Source organism: Actinoplanes sp. NPDC051411, from assembly GCF_040682075.1.
Taxonomy (GTDB): Bacteria; Actinomycetota; Actinomycetes; order Mycobacteriales; family Micromonosporaceae; genus Actinoplanes.
In genome coordinates this window covers 1-18,862 of sequence record NZ_JBFBAD010000171.1, presented here as the reverse complement: position 1 = coordinate 18,862, position 18,862 = coordinate 1, and the positions used below count along the sequence as shown (strand labels likewise).

The 18,862-nt window shown below is 71.4% G+C and carries 17 protein-coding genes; 13 read left to right on the top strand and 4 right to left on the bottom strand.

What is annotated here, in order from left to right:
* Positions 1–122 precede the first annotated feature (122 nt).
* From AB0M88_RS47920 to AB0M88_RS47890, 7 genes are all read left to right on the top strand, one after another.
* Positions 123–1,469 (top strand): glutamine synthetase family protein, encoded by a 1,347-nt coding sequence (locus AB0M88_RS47920; RefSeq protein ID WP_364114044.1) that lies wholly within the window; start codon positions 123–125, stop codon positions 1,467–1,469.
* A gap of 6 nt (positions 1,470–1,475) precedes the next feature.
* Positions 1,476–2,831 (top strand): aldehyde dehydrogenase family protein, encoded by a 1,356-nt coding sequence (locus AB0M88_RS47915; RefSeq protein ID WP_364114042.1) that lies wholly within the window; start codon positions 1,476–1,478, stop codon positions 2,829–2,831.
* Positions 2,832–2,952: 121 nt separating this feature from the next.
* Positions 2,953–3,717 (top strand): 3-oxoacyl-ACP reductase, encoded by a 765-nt coding sequence (locus AB0M88_RS47910; RefSeq protein WP_364114040.1) that lies wholly within the window; start codon positions 2,953–2,955, stop codon positions 3,715–3,717.
* Between the two features lie 193 nt (positions 3,718–3,910).
* On the top strand, positions 3,911–4,597 hold the full coding sequence (locus AB0M88_RS47905; protein ID WP_364114038.1) for a gamma-glutamyl-gamma-aminobutyrate hydrolase family protein: 687 nt from the start codon (positions 3,911–3,913) through the stop codon (positions 4,595–4,597).
* 36 nt (positions 4,598–4,633) lie between these two features.
* Positions 4,634–5,371 (top strand): gamma-glutamyl-gamma-aminobutyrate hydrolase family protein, encoded by a 738-nt coding sequence (locus tag AB0M88_RS47900; RefSeq protein ID WP_364114036.1) that lies wholly within the window; start codon positions 4,634–4,636, stop codon positions 5,369–5,371.
* Between the two features lie 86 nt (positions 5,372–5,457).
* A complete protein-coding gene (locus AB0M88_RS47895; protein WP_364114034.1) occupies positions 5,458–6,018 on the top strand; it encodes a pyridoxamine 5'-phosphate oxidase family protein in 561 nt (186 codons plus the stop codon).
* A 94-nt stretch (positions 6,019–6,112) separates the two neighbouring features.
* Positions 6,113–9,703, top strand: a complete 3,591-nt coding sequence (locus tag AB0M88_RS47890; RefSeq protein WP_364114032.1) for a SpoIIE family protein phosphatase — start codon at positions 6,113–6,115, stop codon at positions 9,701–9,703.
* On the opposite strand, the gene AB0M88_RS47885 is transcribed toward AB0M88_RS47890, so the two are convergent.
* Complete coding sequence (locus tag AB0M88_RS47885) at positions 9,668–9,979, bottom strand: STAS domain-containing protein (protein ID WP_364114030.1); 312 nt, start codon at positions 9,977–9,979, stop codon at positions 9,668–9,670. The two genes, AB0M88_RS47890 and AB0M88_RS47885, sit on opposite strands and share 36 nt — an antisense overlap.
* A gap of 121 nt (positions 9,980–10,100) precedes the next feature.
* On the opposite strand from AB0M88_RS47885, the gene map reads away from it, so the two are divergent.
* Positions 10,101–10,958, top strand: a complete 858-nt coding sequence (map, locus tag AB0M88_RS47880) for a type I methionyl aminopeptidase (protein ID WP_364114028.1) — start codon at positions 10,101–10,103, stop codon at positions 10,956–10,958.
* Entirely contained in the window at positions 10,934–11,653 is a 720-nt protein-coding gene (locus tag AB0M88_RS47875) for a VIT1/CCC1 transporter family protein (RefSeq protein WP_364114046.1), read from the top strand. The genes map and AB0M88_RS47875 overlap by 25 nt, the downstream gene beginning before the upstream one ends.
* Here AB0M88_RS47875 and AB0M88_RS47870 read toward each other — a convergent pair.
* Genes AB0M88_RS47870 through AB0M88_RS47860 form a run of 3 tightly spaced genes read right to left on the bottom strand, consistent with a single transcriptional unit; the run spans position 11,650 to position 13,344 of the window.
* Positions 11,650–12,384 (bottom strand): nucleotidyltransferase domain-containing protein, encoded by a 735-nt coding sequence (locus AB0M88_RS47870; protein WP_364114026.1) that lies wholly within the window; start codon positions 12,382–12,384, stop codon positions 11,650–11,652. The two genes, AB0M88_RS47875 and AB0M88_RS47870, sit on opposite strands and share 4 nt — an antisense overlap.
* Before the next feature lie 52 nt (positions 12,385–12,436).
* Positions 12,437–12,868, bottom strand: coding sequence for a ferritin-like domain-containing protein (locus tag AB0M88_RS47865; protein WP_364114024.1), 432 nt, complete (start codon positions 12,866–12,868; stop codon positions 12,437–12,439).
* Positions 12,865–13,344, bottom strand: a complete 480-nt coding sequence (locus AB0M88_RS47860) for a hypothetical protein (RefSeq protein ID WP_364114022.1) — start codon at positions 13,342–13,344, stop codon at positions 12,865–12,867. Before AB0M88_RS47860 ends, AB0M88_RS47865 begins: the two co-directional genes overlap by 4 nt.
* Positions 13,345–13,517: 173 nt before the next feature.
* Here AB0M88_RS47860 and rimP point away from each other — a divergent pair, with 173 nt between their 5' ends.
* The 4 genes from rimP (at position 13,518) to infB (ending at position 18,729) form a co-directional block, all read left to right on the top strand.
* Positions 13,518–14,144, top strand: a complete 627-nt coding sequence (gene rimP, locus AB0M88_RS47855) for a ribosome maturation factor RimP (protein ID WP_364114020.1) — start codon at positions 13,518–13,520, stop codon at positions 14,142–14,144.
* Positions 14,141–15,157: a transcription termination factor NusA gene (nusA, locus tag AB0M88_RS47850; protein WP_364114018.1), complete on the top strand. Its 1,017-nt coding sequence runs from the start codon at positions 14,141–14,143 to the stop codon at positions 15,155–15,157. Before rimP ends, nusA begins: the two co-directional genes overlap by 4 nt.
* A 40-nt stretch (positions 15,158–15,197) precedes the next feature.
* Positions 15,198–15,515 (top strand): YlxR family protein, encoded by a 318-nt coding sequence (locus AB0M88_RS47845; protein WP_364114016.1) that lies wholly within the window; start codon positions 15,198–15,200, stop codon positions 15,513–15,515.
* Between the two features lie 142 nt (positions 15,516–15,657).
* Entirely contained in the window at positions 15,658–18,729 is a 3,072-nt protein-coding gene (infB, locus tag AB0M88_RS47840; protein ID WP_364114014.1) for a translation initiation factor IF-2, read from the top strand.
* The last annotated feature ends 133 nt before the right edge of the window (positions 18,730–18,862 follow it).

Genomic DNA, 18,862 nt, shown 5'->3' with positions numbered 1-18,862 from the left:
CCCGATGGGCGCCCCCGGCACCCCCCCTAGCCCCGTACAGTGACCCCCCTTACGACCCCGCCCCGGGCCGAAATTTCGGCCCGGCGCCGGAAATGTCGGCCCTCTGCGATAGGACTCTTGCCATGGACCTCGAGGAGCTGGACGTCGCTGTCGACAACGGCAGCATCGACACCGTGCTGCTGGCGCTGACCGACATGCAGGGCCGGTTGCAGGGCAAACGCCTGCACGGCCGCTATTTCGTCGACGAGGTGGTCGCCCACGGCAGTGAGGGCTGCAACTACCTGCTCGCGGTCGACGTCGACATGAACACCGTCGACGGTTACGCGATGTCCTCCTGGTCGAGCGGCTACGGCGACTTCGTGATGAAGCCCGACTTCCGCACCCTGCGGCCGGTCCCGTGGCAGCCCAAGACGGCGATGGTGCTGGCCGACCTCGAGACCACCGGCGGCGAGCCGGTCTACGCCTCGCCCCGGCAGATCCTGCGGCGCCAGCTCGACCGGCTGGCCGAGCACGGGCTGACCGCGTTCGCCGGCACCGAGCTCGAATTCGTGCTCTTTCGCGACAGCTACGAGCAGGCGTTCGAGAAGAACTACCGCGACCTGGTGCCGGCCAATCAATACAACGTGGACTATTCCCTGCTCGGCACCGCCCGGGTCGAGCCGCTGCTGCGCCGCATCCGCAACGAGATGTACGGCGCCGGCCTCACCCCCGAGAGCGCCAAGGGCGAGTGCAACTTCGGCCAGCACGAGATCGCGTTCCGCTATGCCGACGCGCTGACCTGCGCCGACAACCACGTGATCTACAAAAACGGGGCCAAGGAGATCGCCGCCCAGGAGGGCATGGCGCTCACCTTCATGGCCAAGCCGAACTCCCGCGAGGGCAACTCGTGCCACATCCACTTCTCGCTCCGCGGCCGGGACGGGAAGTCGGCGATGCTGGGCGACGGCCCGGGTCACCTCAGCGTCACCGGGCAGCGGGTGCTGGCCGGGCTGCTGGCCACGATGCGGGAGTTCAGCCTGCTCTTCGCGCCCAACATCAACTCGTACAAGCGCTATCAGCCGGGGTCGTTCGCGCCGACCGCGCTGCGCTGGGGCGTCGACAACCGCACCTGCTCGCTGCGGATGGCCGGGCACGGCGAGGGCATGCGGGTGGAGAACCGGGTGCCCGGTGGCGACGTCAATCCCTATCTGGCCATCGCCGCCCTGGTGGCCGGGGCCCTGCACGGGATCGAGAACGAGTTGGAGCTTGAACCCGAGTTCGCCGGCAACGCGTACGACGACGCCGACGCCCCGCGCGTGCCGAGCACCCTGCGTGAGGCCGGCGATCTGTGGCGGGCCAGTGAAGTGGCCCGTGCCGCATTCGGTGCCGAGGTGGTCGCCCACTACGGCAACATGGCTCAGGTGGAGCTGGCCGCGTTCGACGCCGCGGTCACGGACTGGGAGCTGCGACGCGGCTTCGAGAGGATGTAACACCAGGTGACTGACGTAATAAACCCCTCGACTGGTGAGCTGCTCACCTCCGTACCGTCTCTGGATCTGACCGCGACCGACGCCGCGATCGAGCGGGCGCGGAAAGCCTTCGTGTCGTGGCGCGCGGTCGCGCCCGGCGACCGGGCGCGCCTGCTGCGCCGCTTCGCCACCGTGGTCGACGAGCACCTCGACGAGCTGGCCGGGCTCGAGGTGCGCAACGCCGGGCACACGATCGGGAACGCCCGCTGGGAGGCGGGCAACGTCCGGGACGTGCTCAACTACTACGCCGGGGCGCCGGAGCGGCTGTCCGGCCGGCAGATTCCGGTCGCCGGCGGCGTCGACATCACCTTCCACGAACCGCTCGGCGTGGTCGGCATCATCGTGCCGTGGAACTTCCCGATGCCGATCGCGGGCTGGGGGTTCGGGCCCGCGCTGGGGGCCGGCAACACGGTCGTGCTCAAGCCGGCCGAGCTGACCCCGCTCACCGCGATCCGGCTCGGCGAGCTGGCCCTCGAGGCCGGCCTGCCCGAGGGTGTCTTCCAGATCGTGCCGGGCAAGGGCTCGGTGGTCGGGCAGCGGTTCGTCTCCCACCCGGCGGTCCGCAAGGTCTGTTTCACCGGCTCGACCGAGGTCGGCAAGTCGATCATGGCGGGCTGCGCCGACCAGGTGAAGCGGGTGACGCTGGAGCTGGGCGGCAAGAGCGCCAACATCGTCTTCGCCGACGCCGACCTCGCGGCCGCGGCCGCCGCCGCGCCGGCCGCCGTTTTCGACAACGCCGGTCAGGACTGCTGCGCTCGATCACGGTTGCTGGTGCAGGAGTCGGTCTACGACAAGTTCCTGTCGTTGCTGGAGCCGGCGGTCAAGGCCTTCCGCGTGCGTGATCCCGCCGACGCCGAAGCCGAGATGGGCCCGCTGATCTCCGCGTCGCACCGGGAGACGGTGGCCTCCTATGTGGAGGGTGCCGACGTCGCTTTCCGGGGGGATAAACCAGACGGAAACGGCTGGTGGTTCCCGCCGACCGTGCTGCTCGCCCACTCGACCGGCGACCGGCACTGGCGCGAGGAGGTCTTCGGCCCGGTGCTGTCGGTGCTGCCGTTCCGCGACGAGCAGGACGCGATCCGGCTGGCCAACGACACCGAGTACGGCCTGTCCGGCTCGCTGTGGACCCGCGACCTCGGCCGGGCGCTGCGGGTCTCGCGGGCGGTCGAGACCGGCGCGCTCAGCGTCAACAGTCACTCGTCGGTGCGCTACTGGACCCCGTTCGGCGGGATGAAGCAGTCCGGCCTCGGCCGCGAGCTGGGGCCCGACGCGCTGCTGTCGTTCACCGATGTCAAAAACGTGTTCATAGGTGATGGTTCGTAATGGGGGCCGGAGCGAGGCGAGTCTCAGGTGTCGGCTGTGGCCGGCGTGGTTCCAGGCGGCGGCTGAGGCACGCCGCAGCCCGGCCCCCATTACGAACCATCACCTGACTACGGGAGACTAAGTGGAGCGCTTGCAGGACCGGGTGGCCGTGATCACGGGTGCCGGCAGTGGGATCGGGCTGGCGACCGCGCGCCGTTTCGCGGCCGAGGGCGCCCGGGTCGTCTGCGCCGACATATCCGAAAAATCGGCCAAGACGGCGGCCGAGGAGGTCGGTGGCGAGTTCGTCGTGGCCGACGTGTCCGACGAGGAGCAGGTCAAGGCGCTCTTCGACGGGGTGGCCGAGCGCCACGGCCGGGTCGACATCGCGTTCAACAACGCCGGCATCTCGCCGCCCGACGACGACTCGATCCTGGTCACCGGCATCGAGGCGTGGGAGCGGGTGATCCGGGTCAACACGACCTCGGTCTTCTTCTGCTGCAAATACGCCATTCCCCACATGCAGCGGCAGGGCAAGGGTTCGATCATCAACACGGCGTCGTTCGTCGCGCTGCTCGGCGCGGCGACCTCCCAGATCGCGTACACCGCGAGCAAGGGCGGCGTGCTGGCGATGACCCGCGAGCTGGGGGTGCAGTTCGCCCGCGAGGGCATCCGCATCAACGCGCTCTGCCCGGGGCCGGTGGCGACGCCGCTGCTCCTGGAGCTGTTCGCCAAGGACCCGGAGCGGGCGGCCCGCCGGCTGGTGCACGTGCCGATGGGCCGGTTCGCCGAGCCGGAGGAGATCGCGGCGGCCGTCGCCTTCCTCGCCAGTGACGATGCGTCGTTCATGACGGCATCACAGTTCGTGGTCGACGGCGGCATCACCGGTGCCTATGTAACTCCATTGTGATGGTTTAACAGCGCCCGCCGGAGGGGATGAGGCCGTATACGTCCAGTTCAACTGGGCGAAGGGGCCGAATCCCCGCCGGCGCAGGCCTTACCCCTGTGTAGGTGGGACAGAGGGGCCCGGGCGCGGCGCCACCCAACCGGTGACGCCGCGCACCCCTTTCCGGAGGGAAGCACGATGTGATTACGGTGGAACGATGCGTCCGATCATCGGGATAACGACATATGTGGACCCGGCCAGCTGGGGCGTCTGGCGTGATCTTCCCGCCGCACTGATCCCGCAGGCGTACGTCGAGGCGGTGACCCTGGCCGGTGGTCGCGCGATCCTGCTGCCGCCCGACGATCAAGACGCCGACGTGGTCGGCATCCTCGACGGCCTCGTGCTCTCCGGTGGCGCCGACGTGGCTCCCGGCCTCTACGGCGCTTCGCCGTCCGAGAAGACCGTGACCCGCCCCGACCGCGACGCCGGGGAAATGCTCCTGCTCCGCCGGGCGTTGGAGCTCAATACCCCGGTTCTCGGCATCTGCCGGGGAATGCAGCAACTGGTAGTCGCCGCGGGAGGTCGCTTGCACCAGCATCTGCCCGACCTGCTCGGCCACGAGCGCCACAACCCGGCCCCCGGGGTCTACGGCGAACACGAGGCCAAATTCACCACCGGCAGTCGCGTGGCCCAGCTCCTGGGCGAGGGCGCGGTCGTGCACTGCCACCACCACCAGGGCATCGCCGACCCGGGATCGCTGCTGGTCACCGCCCAGACCGACGACGGGCTGCCGGAGGCGGTCGAAGACCCGTCCCGCCCGTTCGTGCTCGGGGTGCAGTGGCATCCCGAGGTGACGCGCGACGAGCACCTGTTCGGCGCCCTGATCGACGCCGCCCGACAGTAAGAGACGCCGCCCGACAGTAAGAGAGGAACACCCCGCATGCGCAGGCCCCTGATCGGCATGACCGCCTACTCCCAGCAGGTCCAGTACGGCAGCAACGACCTCATGGCGGGCATGCTCCCCATGACGTACGTCAAGGCCGTGCACGCGACCGGGGGCAGAGCCGTGCTGATCACTCCCGACGACCCGGACACCGACGTGATCGAGTCGCTCGACGGCATCGTCTTCAGCGGCGGTGGCGACATCGACCCGGCGTACTGGGGTGCCGAACCTCACCCGGCGATCGACGTCGACGTGGCCCGGGACACCGCCGAGCTCATGTTGATGAAGGCCGCGCTCGCCGCCGACCTGCCCATGCTCGGCGTCTGCCGGGGCATGCAGGTGATGGCGGTCGCCGCCGGGGGAACGCTCCACCAGCATCTGCCCGACGTCGTCGGCCACGACCGGCACCGGGCCTCCTCGGCCACCGACCCGCTGGCCGTCGACGCCTCGGCGTACGGCCGCCACGACGTGGTCACCCGTGCGGGTTCCCGCGCCCACGCCCTGCTCGGCGGCCGTCTCACGGTCAACTCGTTCCACCACCAGGCGGTCGACGACCCGGGGGAGTTCGCCGCCGTCGGCTGGTGCCCCGACGACCAGGTCATCGAGATCATCGAGGATCCGTCCCGCGCCTTCGCCCTCGGCGTCCAGTGGCACCCCGAGCGCACCGCCGACCTCCGCGTCTTCTCGGCCCTGGTCGAGGCCGCGTCCCGCAGCCGGTCGTCGCTGGCCGCCTGAGACTGGGGGCCTGAGACTGGCCGGGTATGGCTCAGTAGGCGAGAATCACATCGCGCCGGACCGGCCCGGGCGCGCAGCATCGGGTTATGAAGCTGCATGACGGGATCTCGGGTCGGCTGCGCGAGTTTGTCGAGGCGCAGCCGATGTTCTTCGTGGCCACCGCACCGTCGGGGCCGGACGGGCACGTCAACCTGTCACCCAAGGGGATGGGCGGCACGTTCGTCGTGCTCGGCGAGCATCGGGTCGCCTACCTCGACTTCCACGGCAGCGGGACCGAGACGATCGCCCATCTGGCTGAGAACGGCCGGATCACGATCATGTTCTGCGCGTTCCAGGGGCCGCCCAACATCGTGCGCTTCCACGGCCGCGGGCGGGCCGTCCCGTTGACCGATCCCCAGTTCGCCGAGCTGCTCAAACTCTTCCCGGACGCCCCCGATCACCACGGGGCCCGGTCGATCATCGACATCGACGTGCACCGGGTCAGCGACTCGTGTGGCTACTCGGTGCCGTTGATGGCGTACGAGGGCGACCGGGACCTGCTGCTCCGCTGGTCCGAGCGGCGTTCGGAGGACGATCTGGCCGAATACCGGCAGCGGAAGAACGGCTACAGCATCGACGGCCGGCCCGTCTTCGCCGCCCAGGAGTGAACGCCCGCTCCCTGAAAGTGTCCGACTCCGGTGTTACCGTGCAGAACCGGACCGGCATTCGCGGCCGGGCGGATTGATCGCGCGGGAGGCACCTATGGGCGTCGGTTTCCATGACGCCCTCCCGGTCGAGTTGAACACCGCTTTCGAGCGGGGCGGCGAGATGGGCCGCCGCATGCGGGAGTTCGACTGGTCGGACAGCCCGCTCGGCGAGCCCGCGCGGTGGCCGGCCGAGCTTCGGCACGCCGTCGTCACGATGCTCGCCTCGCACGCGCAGATGGTGCTCTTCTGGGGCCCGCAGTGGTCGGCGCTCTACAACGACGCCTACATCAGCGCCCTCGGCGGCAAGCATCCGTCCAGCCTGGGCCGCCCGGCCGCCGACATGTGGGCCGAGGTCTGGACGGTCCTCGAGAAGCTCTTCGACGGCGTCCGCGAGACCGACGAGTCGTTCTACGGCCGCGACTACCCGTTCATGATCGAGCGGTTCGGTTTCCTCGAGGAGACCTACTTCGACATCTCCTACGACCCGATCCGGTCCGCCGACGGCTCGGTCACCGGCGTGATGTGCATCGTCACGGAGACCACGGCGCGGGTGCTCGGCGAGCGCCGGGCCCGCATGCTGAGCGCGCTCGGACGACGCCTCGCCGACGCGCCCGACCAGGCGACGGTGGTGTCCGAGACGATCGCCGTGCTCGGTGAGAACGACCACGACATCCCGTACGTTTCGTTGTTCCTCGACGACCAGCCGGCGCCGCCCGCGGTGGCCGAGGTGATCGCGACCGGCCGGCCGGGCCGCATCGCGCACTTCGTCGCCGAGTCGGACCGGGCGGCCGCCGAGGCGCTGGTGCTGCCGCTCGAGGCCGGCCCGGTCCGGTCGGGCGCCCTGGTCGTCGGGGTGAGCCGGTTCCTCGACCTCGACGCCGGCTACCGCGACTTCCTCGACCTCGCCGCCACGCAGATCGCCCAGGCGCTGACCAACGTGCGCACCTTTGAGGAGCAGCGCATCCGGGCGGCCGAGCTCGCGGCCCTCGACCAGGCCAAGACCAACTTCTTCTCGAACGTCAGCCACGAGTTCCGCACCCCGCTGACCCTGATCCTGGGCCCGCTGGAAGATCTGCTCGACGATCCCGGGCTGCCCGGCGCCCAGCGCGAGCGGCTCCTGCCCATGCAGCGCAACGGCCTGCGGCTCCTCAAGCTGGTCAACACCGTGCTCGACTTCTCCCGGCTCGAGTCGGGCCGCACCCGCGCGTCATACCGCGCGACCGACCTCGCCGACTACACGGCCCGGCTGGCCAGCACGTTCCGTTCGGCCGTCGAGCGGGCCGGGCTCGAGCTGGTCGTCGACGCGCCCCCGCTGCCCGATCCGGTGCAGGTCGACCGCGAGATGTGGGAAAAGATCGTCCTCAACCTGCTCTCCAACGCCGTCAAGTTCACCCAGCGGGGCCGCATCGTGGTGCGCGTCTTCGCCGAGGACACCATGGCCGTCCTGACCGTCCGCGACACCGGCGTGGGCATCCCGGCCGACGAGCAGCCGCTGCTGTTCGACCGTTTCCACCGGGTGCGGGGCGCCTGGTCACGCAGCCACGAGGGCACCGGCATCGGCCTCGCGCTGGTGCGCGAGCTGATCGAGCTCCACGGCGGCTCGGTCACCGCCGAGAGCCGGGTGGGTCACGGCAGCGTTTTCACGGTCCGGCTCCCTTTCGGTACGGCGCACCTGCCACCCGACCGCCTGGCCGAGGCCGCCTCTCTCGTGGTCGCCGACGTCGAGCCGCGCCTGTTCGTCGAGGAGACCAGCTGGTGGGCCGGCGACACGTCGATGCCGACCGCGATCGACACCCCGGCCGCGACCCGCGACGACCACCGCGGCCGCATCCTGTTCGCCGACGACAACGCCGACCTGCGCGACCACGTCGCCCGCCTGCTGCGCTCGCACTGGGACGTGACCACCGCGGTCGACGGCGTGGCCGCCCTCGAGCTGGCCTCTCGGGACCGCTTCGACCTCGTGCTGACCGACGTGATGATGCCGCGGCTCGACGGGTTCGGCCTGATCTCGGCCCTGCGGGCGGACGAGCGCACCCGCGACGTACCGATCGTGGTGCTCTCGGCCCGGGCCGGCGAGGAGGCCTCGGTCGAGGGCCTCGCCGCCGGCGCCGACGACTACCTGGTCAAGCCGTTCTCGGCCCGCGACCTGGTCGCCCGGGTGCGGGCCAACCTCGACCTCGGCCAGGCCCGGCGGCAGATCATCAGCCGGCTGCGCGGCCTGGTCGACGCGGCGGCCGCGGTCAACACGGTGCGCAGCACGGCCGAGGTGCTCGACGTGGCGGCCCGGCACGTGCTGGCGATGACCTCGGCCGGCCGGGTGGTGGTGAGCACACCGGGGGCCCGGGCCGAGGCCGACGGCGGTGCCCCGGCCGCCGAGAAGGCCGACGTGGTTCTCCCGCTGCCCGACCCGTCCGGCAAGTCGCTCGGCGAGCTGCGGGTCTGGTCGGGCCCGTCCGGCGCGCCCGAGCGGATCCTGCTCACCCAGCTGGCCCGGCTGATCGGGCTGCGCCTGGGCAACGCCCAGCTCTACGAGGCCGAGCACCGCATCGCCAGCACCCTGCAGCACAGTCTGCTGCCGCAGTCGCTGCCGCGTGTGCCGGGCGCCATCGTGGCCAGCCGCTACCTGCCCGGCAGCAGCGAGGCCGAGGTCGGCGGCGACTGGTACGACGCGATCGTCGCCCCCGACGACCAGCTGTTCCTGGTGATCGGCGACGTGGTCGGCAAGGGTGTGCAGGCGGCGGCCGGCATGGGTCAGCTGCGCAACGCCCTGCGGGCGTACATCTTGGAGGGTTTTGACTGCGGGGCCGCCCTGACCCGGCTCAACCGCCTGGTCGACAACCTGGGCCGGCGGCAGTTCGCGACCGTGGTGTGCGTGCGGTTCGACCCGCACAGCCACAAGTTGCACTACTCGTCGGCCGGCCACCCGCCGCCGGTGCTCGCGGTGCCGGGGCAGCGCGGCACCTTCCTCTACGCCGGTGCGCTCGGGCCGCCGGTCGGCGCGCTGGCCGACGCCGTCTACCCGACCCTCGAGGCCGAGCTGGCTCCGGGCAGCCGCCTGCTGCTCTACACCGACGGCCTGGTCGAGGACCGCAGCGCCGGCATCGACCTCGGCCTGGCCGAGCTGACCGGTGACGTGGCCGAGCCGGCCGAGCACGTCGAGGACCTGCTCGACACGCTGCTGGCCAAGGCCGCCCGGCGCACCCGGCGGGACGACATCGCGCTGCTCGCGCTGCAGGCGACCGAGCCGCACGAGTTCGTGCTCCGGCTGCCCGCCGAGCCGACCCGGCTCAGCGTGTTGCGCCGCCGCCTGGAAGATTTCCTGACCGCGCACGGCGTGCCCGAATCGGACCGGTTCGACCTGACCGTGGCGGTCTCCGAGGCGGCGGCCAACGCCATCGAGCACCCGGTCGACCCGGTCGAGCCGGTGATCACGGTCGAGGCGTCGATCGACGACGGTGTGGTGACGGTCACGGTCAGCGACAGCGGGCGCTGGAAGCCGGCCCACTCGGCCGGCTTCCGCGGGCGGGGCCTCGCGCTGATCGGCGCCCTGGCGGAACTGTCGGTGGCCCGCACCGAGGAGGGCACCTCGGTGACGCTGAGCCGGCCCTTCTCAGTCGCGGAGCCAGGGCTGGGACGACAGTCCTGAGATCTCCAACACGCGCCTGACCTGAAACGAGGGGTGCACCTCGAGCCGCGCGCCGTACCGCTCGGCGAGCTGGATGAGCGCGTGGATCGCGGCCGAGTCGAAGAACGTCACCGCCCGCAGGTCGAGCGTCGCCGCGGTCGCGTTGTGCACGGTCGCGGCCCGGAACATGGCGTCGGCCGTGGACATGTCGACCTCGCCGGTGACCGTCACGACGACCCGGTCACCGGTCACCGTGCCGGTGGCCGAGAAGTTCGACTCCGCGCCGTCTTGATCCACGAAGACACGATTACACAGGGGCCGGAGGGCGGCAAGAACCGGTTCATCAAGGACATCGGAGCCGTTATAAGGCGGCGGCTCTCGTCCGTGCGGCCCGTCGGCCCGGCGATAGGCTGGAGCAATGACCGTTCGTGCCCCACAGGTGCCGGGTAAGCAATCGCCTTGGCGGGCGGTCCCGGCATCGATCGTCCGCCCTGAGTATGTCGGAAAGAAGCGCCCGAAAGAGTGGCGTGGTTCGCACGTGCAGACCGCCGAGACGATCGAGAAGATGCGGGTGGCCGGCCGGCTCGCCGCGCAGGCGACTCAGCTCGCGGGCGAGCACTGCAAACCGGGCGCGACGACCGACGAGATCGACCGGGTGGTGCACGATTTCCTCTGCGACCACGGGGCGTACCCGTCGACGCTGGGCTACAAGGGCTTCCCGAAGTCGTGCTGCACGTCGCTCAACGAGGTGATCTGTCACGGCATCCCCGACTCCACGGTGATCGAGGACGGCGACATCATCAACGTCGACGTGACGGCGTTCCTGAACGGCGTGCACGGCGACACCGACGCGACGTTCCTGGTCGGTGACGTCAGCGAAGAGGCGCGGCTGCTGGTCGAGCGCACCCACGAGGCGATGATGCGGGGCATCAGGGCGGTGGCGCCGGGCCGCCCGATCAACGTGATCGGGCGGGTCATCGAGTCGTACGCGAAGCGGTTCGGCTACGGCGTGGTCCGCGACTTCACCGGCCACGGCATCGGCGAGACGTTCCACTCCGGCCTCTACGTTCCCCACTACGACAATCCGCGGCTCGACGTGGTCATGGAGCCGGGCATGACGTTCACCATCGAGCCGATGATCACCCTCGGCACCCACGAGTGGGACATGTGGGCCGACAACTGGACCGTGGTCACCAAGGACCGCAGGTGGACCGCGCAGTTCGAGCACACGCTGGTGGTGACCGAGGACGGATCCGAGATCCTCACCCTGCCGTGACCGCGGTCATCGAGCATCACCACGCCGACGTCAGCGGTGGCTGGCTGAGGGCCGCCACGTTCGGCGCGATGGACGGCCTGGTGACCAACATCGCGCTGATCGCCGGGGTGGGCGGCGGCGGGGCCGGCCACCGGGCGCTGCTGCTCACCGGCGCGGCCGGCCTGGTCGCCGGCGCCATCTCGATGGGCCTGGGCGAATACACCAGCGTCCGCACGCAGAATGAGCAGGTCGCGGCCGAGCTCAGCAAGGAGCTGCACGAGCTCCGGGTCAACCCGGAGGGTGAGGCCGAGGAGCTGGTCGCGATGTGGGTGGCCCGCGGGCTGCCGGTCGGGCTGGCACGCCAGGTGGCCGATGTCCTCAAGGACCATCCCGAGCAGGCACTGCGGGTGCACGCCCAGGAAGAGCTGGGCGTGGTGCCCGACGAGCTCCCCAGCCCGTGGACGGCGGCCGGGTCGTCGTTCGTGTGCTTCGCGGTCGGCGCGCTGTTCCCGCTGCTGCCCTACCTTCTGGGGCTGAACAACCTGTGGCTGGCCCTGGCCATCGGCGGGGTGGGTCTGTTCGTGGCGGGCGCCCTGGTCGGCCGTTTCACCGACCGCCCGTGGTGGCGCGGCGGGCTCCGGCAGCTCGTGCTGGGTGGGCTGGCGGCGGTGGCCACCTACGGGATCGGCGCCCTGATCGGCGTCGGCGTCTCCTAGAGGCCCTGGTCGAAGAGAGCGCTCAGGGTGCCGTCGACCGGGCGGCCCCGGGCGGTCAGCTCCTCGGCCTGCGTTTTCAACACCGACGCCAGCTCCTGGATGTCGGCCCCGGCCACCCCGGTGCGCTTGACCGCGTCGGCCGCGTTGCGGAAATAGGTGCGGGTCAGGAAGCCGGCCACCAGCGCCGCCCGCAGCCGGGCCTCGGCGATCATCACGAGCGCGGCATCTGTCTCATACCATTCGGCCAGCCGCACCGCGCGGCCGTGCGCGGCCGAGGCCATCTCCCAGTTGTGCCGGGCCAGCCCGGTGAACTCGGGCGGTCGCGCCTCGGCCAGCCGGGCCAGGTGCACGTCGCGCTGCTGGTCGAACCAGCCGCCCGGGTCGTGCAGCACGCGGGTCGTCACGAACCGGTCGGCGTCGAGCGGCCACCGCGGGGTGAGCTGGCGGGCCCGGCGCAGCCCCTCCTCGCCGGTCGCCACTTCAAGGTCGACCAGTGTGCCGTCGACCCGGCGCAGCGCGGGCCGCGGACCGGCGCCGGCCCGATAGGTGACCACGAGCAGGTTGACGTCGCTGCCGTCCTGGTCGTCGCCGTGGGCGAGCGAGCCGTGCACGCCGACCGCTCGCACGTCGGCCGACCAGCGCCGCTGGATCAGCTCGGACAGCCGGACGGCCAGGTCGCCCCGGGTCGTGCTGACGTCGATCTCCTCGCGCACCCCGCCATTGTTGTGCATCGACGTCCCCGGGTCAGCACTCCGGCGCCGAGCACGGAAACGGACAAAAAGATCAGCCGGCGCGGCCGGGGAACGGAAGCGTGAGCGGGTCGGCCGACGCCCGGCGTCGCCATTTGGTGGCGCGTACGGCCGCGTCGGTCATCGCGGACAGCGCCGTGGTGCGGTCGGTCGACTCGGTGACCGGCAGGACCGGCCGCCACGCCTGGGCGACCCCGTCCTCGATGTGGATCGCCAGCTTGAGCGCCGAGTCGCGGTCGGTCACCGGGAACGGCAGGTCGTAGCCGGCCGGGGTCGCGGGCGGCTTCAGCTTGAGCTGGTCGAGGCGGGTGATCACGTAGTTGCGCCGCTGCCGGTGTGCCGTCTCGGCGGTGTGCGCGTCGGACTTCTCGTCGTCGCTCTGAAGGTGGACGCCGAGTACGCCGTACGCGTAGATGGCCGCGTCCTCGGCCGCGAGGGCCGCGCCGAGCGCGTCGCCCGCGGTCATCGCAGCGCCTCGGCGTGGGTGGCCCGGCAGGCCGCGATCGAGCCGATCAGCGCCGCCCGGTCGGCCGTCGCCTGCTTGCAGGCGGTGACCGCGTTGCGCTGGGCGGTCTGTTCGGCCGTCCGCAGTCCGGCCAGCACGTCGCCCGAGCCGACGGCGGCCGGGGCGGCGGCCGGCACCGACCTGCCGATCAGCTTGGCGAGCGCGGAGGCGTGCGCCCGGTGGTCGTCGGCGAGCGGTTTGAGCCGGGCGGCCAGGCCGGGCTGGGCGGCCGCCTTGTCGTACGCCCCGGCCAGCGCGACCGCCTCGGTGAGCAGCGGCTGCACGGCCTCGTCCCCGCCGCCGGACGATTTCTCGTCGTCGCCGAACAGCCCGCATCCCGATAGAGCGGCGCCGCCCAGCCCGGCCGCCGTCAGGCCGAGCACCCGCCGCCGGGTGGGCCCCTCGTGGTTCATCCGCACCGCGCCAGTGAACACCATGGGGTACAGGTGGTGACCTGCGGATGGCGCGGATTCGGAGCGGCGGCGGCGCGCCCCGGCGGCGTGCGCGTTACGCTCTGCGTCAGCCGCGGGGCATTTTCGCCCGGCGGCCCACCGTCGTTGATCGACTACAGCGTCGCTTATCGACACAGCCGAGGAGAGGTCGAGTCTCGATGACGCAGCGTGGTCGTGCCGGTTCCCGGCCCGGAAGCCGTCCCGGCGCCCGGCGACGGGACGAGGCGGCCGACCGTGCGCCCGCGCCGCCGCGCATCGATCTCGCCGCCGCCAAGGCCCGGGTCCGGGCCGTGATCGAACCGGTCGTCGACGCGGCCGGCTACGACCTCGAGGAGGTCGGCCTGTCCCGGGCCGGCCGCCGTTACGTGGTCCGGGTGCTGGTCGACGCCGACGGGGGCATCAACCTCGACGGCGTCGCCGTGGTCTCCCGCGAGATCTCGGCCGCGCTCGACGCGGCCGAGGAGAGCGGGGGCGAGGTGCTCCCGGGCGAATACCAGCTCGAGGTCGGCTCGCCGGGTGTCGACCGGCCGCTGACCCTGCCGCGTCACTGGCGGCGCAACATCACCCGACTGGTCGCGGTCAACGGCCTGACCGGGCGCGTGACCGGCGTCGACGAGAGCGGCATCGTTCTCGACGTCGACGGCACACCCCGCGCCCTGCGCTTCGACGAGCTCGGCCCGGGCCGGGTGCAGATCGAGTTCAAGCGCCTGGACGACGCCGATTTCGGCGACGAAGAAGACGAAGACGACGACGCTGACGACGACGAAGGGGAGGGCGAGGAGTGAACATCGACCTCGCGGCGCTACGCGCCCTGGAGCGCGAGCGGGAGATCCCGTTCGAGACGATTCTCGCGGCCATCGAGACCGCACTGCTGACCGCTTACCGGCACACCGACGGGGCCGAGGGACATGCCCGCGTCGAGATCGACCGCAAGACCGGGGTGGCCTCGGTGCTGGCCCAGGAGCTGGACGCGGACGGCACCGTGGTGCGGGAGTGGGACGACACCCCGCACGACTTCGGCCGCATCGCCGCGATGACGGCCAAGCAGGTGATCCTGCAGCGTCTGCGCGAGGCGACCGACGAGCAGCACTTCGGCGAATACGCCGGACGCGACGGTGACCTGGTCACCGGCATCGTGCAGGCGGACGCCGCGCGGGCCGAGAAGGGCATCGTCATCGTCGACCTCGGCAAGATCGAGGCGGTGCTGCCGCAGTCGGAGCAGGTGCCCGGCGAGTCATACGAGCACGGTGCCCGTCTGCGGGCGATCGTCGTGCACGTGGCCAAGGGCTTCCGCGGTCCCCAGATCACGCTCTCGCGTTCGCACCCGGCGCTGGTCAAGAAGCTGTTCGCGCTCGAGGTGCCGGAGATCGCCGACGGCACGGTCGAGATCGCCGCGATCGCGCGTGAGGCAGGTCACCGTACGAAGATCGCGGTCCGTTCGACGGTCTCCGGGGTCAACGCCAAGGGCGCCTGCATCGGCCCGATGGGGCAGCGGGTGCGCGCCGTCATGAGCGAGCTGCACGGTGAAAAGATCGACATCATTGACTTCTCGGAAGACCCGGCGCAGTTCGTCGGCAACGCCCTCTCGCCGGCAAAGGCCCTGCGTGTGGATGTTGTCGACGCGGCTTCCCGGACGGCCCGGGTGACCGTGCCCGACTTCCAGCTGTCGCTGGCGATCGGCCGCGAGGGGCAGAACGCCCGGCTCGCGGCCCGGCTCACCGGCTGGCGCATCGACATCCGTCCCGACAACGAGCCCGCCGGCGCCCCGGACCGTGATGCGGCCGAGGCGGGAAGCTGACCGGATACGCGTCACCCACCCACGAGGAGTAGACTTTCCAGTGGTCGGACCGACGCCCTCCCTTTCGGGGGAAGCGGGCGTTACCCGCACCTGCATTGGCTGTCGCAATCGGGCGGCGGCTTATGAGTTGATTCGGTTCGTTTCGGACGGCACCGGGGATGATCTTCGGATCCTGCCTGATCCGGGCCGTCGACTGCCGGGCCGGGGAGCGCATCTGCATCCTGATCCGGCCTGCTTCGCGCTGGCGGAGCGGCGTCGTGCCTTCGGGCGCGCGCTGCGTCTTTCCGGTGTCCCCGACACCGGTCTGCTGGCCGAGCACATCCGCGCGGTCTCCGTGGCCGTGGGGAACGACCGATGACTGGGCCCTGGTGGCCGAGTCACGACCAGCAAGGTAGGACGACCCAGATGAGCACACGATGAAGTCCCTGAAATGACCAGGCTTCTAGTGCACGAGTGAGGTCTGCGGGCGCTGCTCGCACGACCTCGAAGTGAGGAGTGCAGTGCCAGGCAAGGCCCGCGTACACGAGCTCGCCAAAGAGCTCGGGGTCGACAGCAAGACCGTTCTCGCCAAGCTCAAAGACATGGGCGAGTTCGTCAAGTCCGCATCCAGCACGGTCGAGGCCCCGGTGGCCCGACGGCTTCGTGGTGCCTTCGAGGCAGGTTCGGCCGCTCCGGCGGCGCCCGCCCCGTCCGCACCCAGCGCCGCCGGTGCAAGCGCTCCGGCGCCCGCCGCCCGCCCCAACCCGACCAGCGCGCGGCCCCAGCCGCCGCGCCGCCCGTCCGCACCGGCCACGAGCGTGCCGTCCGAGGCACCCACGTCGCCGGCGCCGTCTCCGGGCCAGATCGCCCGGCCCAAGCCGCCGGCCGGCCGTCCGGGCCCCACGCCCGGTCCGGTCACTAAGCCGGCGAGTGCCCACGACATCGAGGTGGCGGCCGCCGAGGCGCGCGCCTCGGCGCTGAAGGCCGAGCAGGAGGCCACGGTCAAGGCCGCTCAGGCCGCCCGCACCCGGGACGCCGAGCGTCGGGCCCAGCAGCCGCCGTCCGAGGGCGCGACCTCGCGTCCGCGTCCCGGCCCCGGCTCGGTTCCGCCTCGTCCGGGTTCCCCGGCCGCTCGTCCGCCGGCGTCCGGTGCGCCCGGTGGCCCGCGTCCCGGTCCGGCCGGTGGCGCCCCGAGGCCGCCGGCGCGCGGTCCCGGCAACAACCCGTTCGGTGTCTCCGGCGGTGCCGCCACGCGGCCCAGTCCCGCCGGGATGCCTCGTCCCAACCAGCCCGGCATGCCGCCGCGGCCGAGCCCGGCGTCGATGCCGCCGCGGCCCAGCCCCGCGTCCATGCCGGCGCAGCGTCCGGGCCGTCCGGCCGGTCCCGGCGGCGCCGGTCGTCCCGGTGGTCCCGGCGGCGGTCGTGGCGGTCCCGGTGGCGGCGGTGGCGGTGGCTTCCGTGGCGGTCCTGGTGGGGGTGCCGGCGGTGGCGGTTACCGTGGCGGTCCCGGTGGGGGCGCCGGCGGTGGCGGTGGCTTCCGCGGTGGTCCCGGTGGGGGCGCCGGCGGTGGCGGTTACCGTGGCGGTCCCGGTGGCGGCGGCGGTCCGGTCGGTGCCGGTGCTCCGGGTCGTCCCGGTGGCGGCGGTCGTGGCCGTGGCGGCGGTGCCGCGGGTGCTTTCGGGCGTCCGGGTGGCCGGCCGACCCGTGGCCGCAAGTCGAAGAAGCAGCGGCGTCAAGAGTTCGACAACCTGTCTGCCCCGCAGATGAGTTCGGGCGCTCCGCGCGGCCAGGGTCAGGAGATCCGGCTGTCGCGTGGTGCGTCACTGTCCGACTTCGCCGACAAGATCAACGCGAACCCCGGTTCGCTGGTCCAGGAGATGTTCAACCTGGGCGAGATGGTGACCGCGACGCAGTCGTGCTCCGATGACACCCTGCTGCTGCTGGGTGAGCACCTGGGCTTCGACGTGCAGATCGTCAGCCCCGAGGACGAGGACCGTGAGCTGCTCGCGCAGTTCAACATCGACCTCGACGCCGCGGTGGCCGAGGACCGGCTGGTCACCCGGCCGCCGGTGGTGACCGTCATGGGTCACGTCGACCACGGCAAGACGAAGCTGCTCGACGCGATCCGCAAGACCAACGTGGTCGCCGGCGAGGCGGGTGGCATCACCCAGCACATCGGCGCCTACCAGGTCGTCGTCCCGCACCAGGGCGAAGAGCGCGCGATCACCTTCCTCGACACCCCGGGCCACGAGGCGTTCACCGCCATGCGTGCCCGTGGTGCCCAGGTGACCGACATCGTCATCCTGGTGGTCGCGGCCGACGACGGCGTCATGCCGCAGACGGTCGAGGCGTTGAACCACGCCAAGGCGGCCGAGGTGCCGATCGTGGTCGCGGTCAACAAGGTCGACAAGCCGGACGCCAACCCGGACAAGGTCCGCCAGCAGCTGACCGACTACGGGCTCCTCGCCGAGGAGTACGGCGGCGACACGATGTTCGTCAACGTCGCGGCCAAGCCCGGCATCGGCATCGACGAGCTGCTCGAGGCCGTTCTGCTGACCGCCGACGCGTCGCTGGAGCTGACCGCTCCGATCGACGGGGCGGCTCAGGGCGCGGTCGTCGAGTCGCACCTCGACAAGGGTCGTGGTGCGGTCGCGACCGTCCTGGTTCAGAAGGGCACGCTGCGGGCCGGCGACTCGATCGTGGCGGGCGGCGCGCACGGACGCGTCCGCGCCATGCTCGACGAGAACGGCAACCAGGTCGCCGAGGCACTGCCGGCTCGTCCGGTGCTGCTTCTCGGTCTCACCTCGGTGCCCGGCGCGGGTGACACCTTCCTGGCCGGCGAGGACGACCGCACGGTCCGGCAGATCGCCGAGCAGCGGCAGGCCCGCCGTCGCGCGGCGAGCTTCGCCAACTCCCGCACCAAGGCGACTCTCGAGACGCTCATGGAGCAGCTCAAGGAGGGCGAGAAGACCTCGCTCACGTTGGTCATCAAGGGCGACTCGTCCGGTTCGGTCGAGGCCCTGGAAGACGCGCTGTTCAAGATCGAGATTCCGGACGAGATCCAGCTCAAGGTCATCCACCGCGGTGTCGGTGCGATCACCGAGAGCGACGTGAACCTGGCCTCGGCTTCCTCGGACGCCACGGCCACGATCATCGGCTTCAACGTCCGGGCCTCGAACAAGGTCAAGGAGCTGGCCGACCGGGCGAACGTGGAGATCCGCTACTACAGCGTGATCTACCAGGCCATCGAGGAGATCGAGGCCGCGCTCAAGGGCCTGCTCAAGCCGGAATACGAAGAGGTCGAGCTGGGCACGGCGGAGATCCGCGAGGTCTTCCGCTCGTCCAAGATCGGTCTTATCGCCGGCTGTATGGTCCGCACCGGTCTCATCCGCCGCAACGCCAAGGCCCGCATCCTGCGGGACGGCACCGTGGTGGCGGAGAACGTCACGATCAGCTCGCTGCGGCGGTTCAAGGACGACGCCACCGAGGTCCGCGAGGGCTTCGAGTGTGGTCTGACCATGAGCGGCTTCGGCACCCCGCAGGTCGGCGACGTCATCGAGACCTTCGAGATGCGCGAGAAGCCGCGCGTCTGAGGACGGGCTCTAACAGGCGGGGCGCGGGCGTTCCGGCCGCGGGCGGCCGGCCCGGGGGGGGGGGGGGGGGGGCCGAAATTGGGGGGGAGGCGCGGAGCGGCGACAACCAGCCCCCGGCGCCCAACCCGCGGAT

Excerpts from the sequence above, each read along its gene's own strand:
- AB0M88_RS47870 (WP_364114026.1), bottom strand. The coding sequence starts at position 12,384 with ATGCACAACAATGGCGGGGTGCGCGAGGAGATCGACGTCAGCACGACC.
- AB0M88_RS47895 (WP_364114034.1), top strand. The coding sequence starts at position 5,458 with ATGAAGCTGCATGACGGGATCTCGGGTCGGCTGCGCGAGTTTGTCGAG.
- AB0M88_RS47890 (WP_364114032.1), top strand. The coding sequence starts at position 6,113 with ATGGGCGTCGGTTTCCATGACGCCCTCCCGGTCGAGTTGAACACCGCT.
- AB0M88_RS47900 (WP_364114036.1), top strand. The coding sequence starts at position 4,634 with ATGCGCAGGCCCCTGATCGGCATGACCGCCTACTCCCAGCAGGTCCAG.
- map (WP_364114028.1), top strand. The coding sequence starts at position 10,101 with ATGACCGTTCGTGCCCCACAGGTGCCGGGTAAGCAATCGCCTTGGCGG.
- AB0M88_RS47860 (WP_364114022.1), bottom strand. The coding sequence starts at position 13,344 with ATGGTGTTCACTGGCGCGGTGCGGATGAACCACGAGGGGCCCACCCGG.
- AB0M88_RS47865 (WP_364114024.1), bottom strand. The coding sequence starts at position 12,868 with ATGACCGCGGGCGACGCGCTCGGCGCGGCCCTCGCGGCCGAGGACGCG.
- AB0M88_RS47920 (WP_364114044.1), top strand. The coding sequence starts at position 123 with ATGGACCTCGAGGAGCTGGACGTCGCTGTCGACAACGGCAGCATCGAC.
- rimP (WP_364114020.1), top strand. The coding sequence starts at position 13,518 with ATGACGCAGCGTGGTCGTGCCGGTTCCCGGCCCGGAAGCCGTCCCGGC.
- AB0M88_RS47905 (WP_364114038.1), top strand. The coding sequence starts at position 3,911 with ATGCGTCCGATCATCGGGATAACGACATATGTGGACCCGGCCAGCTGG.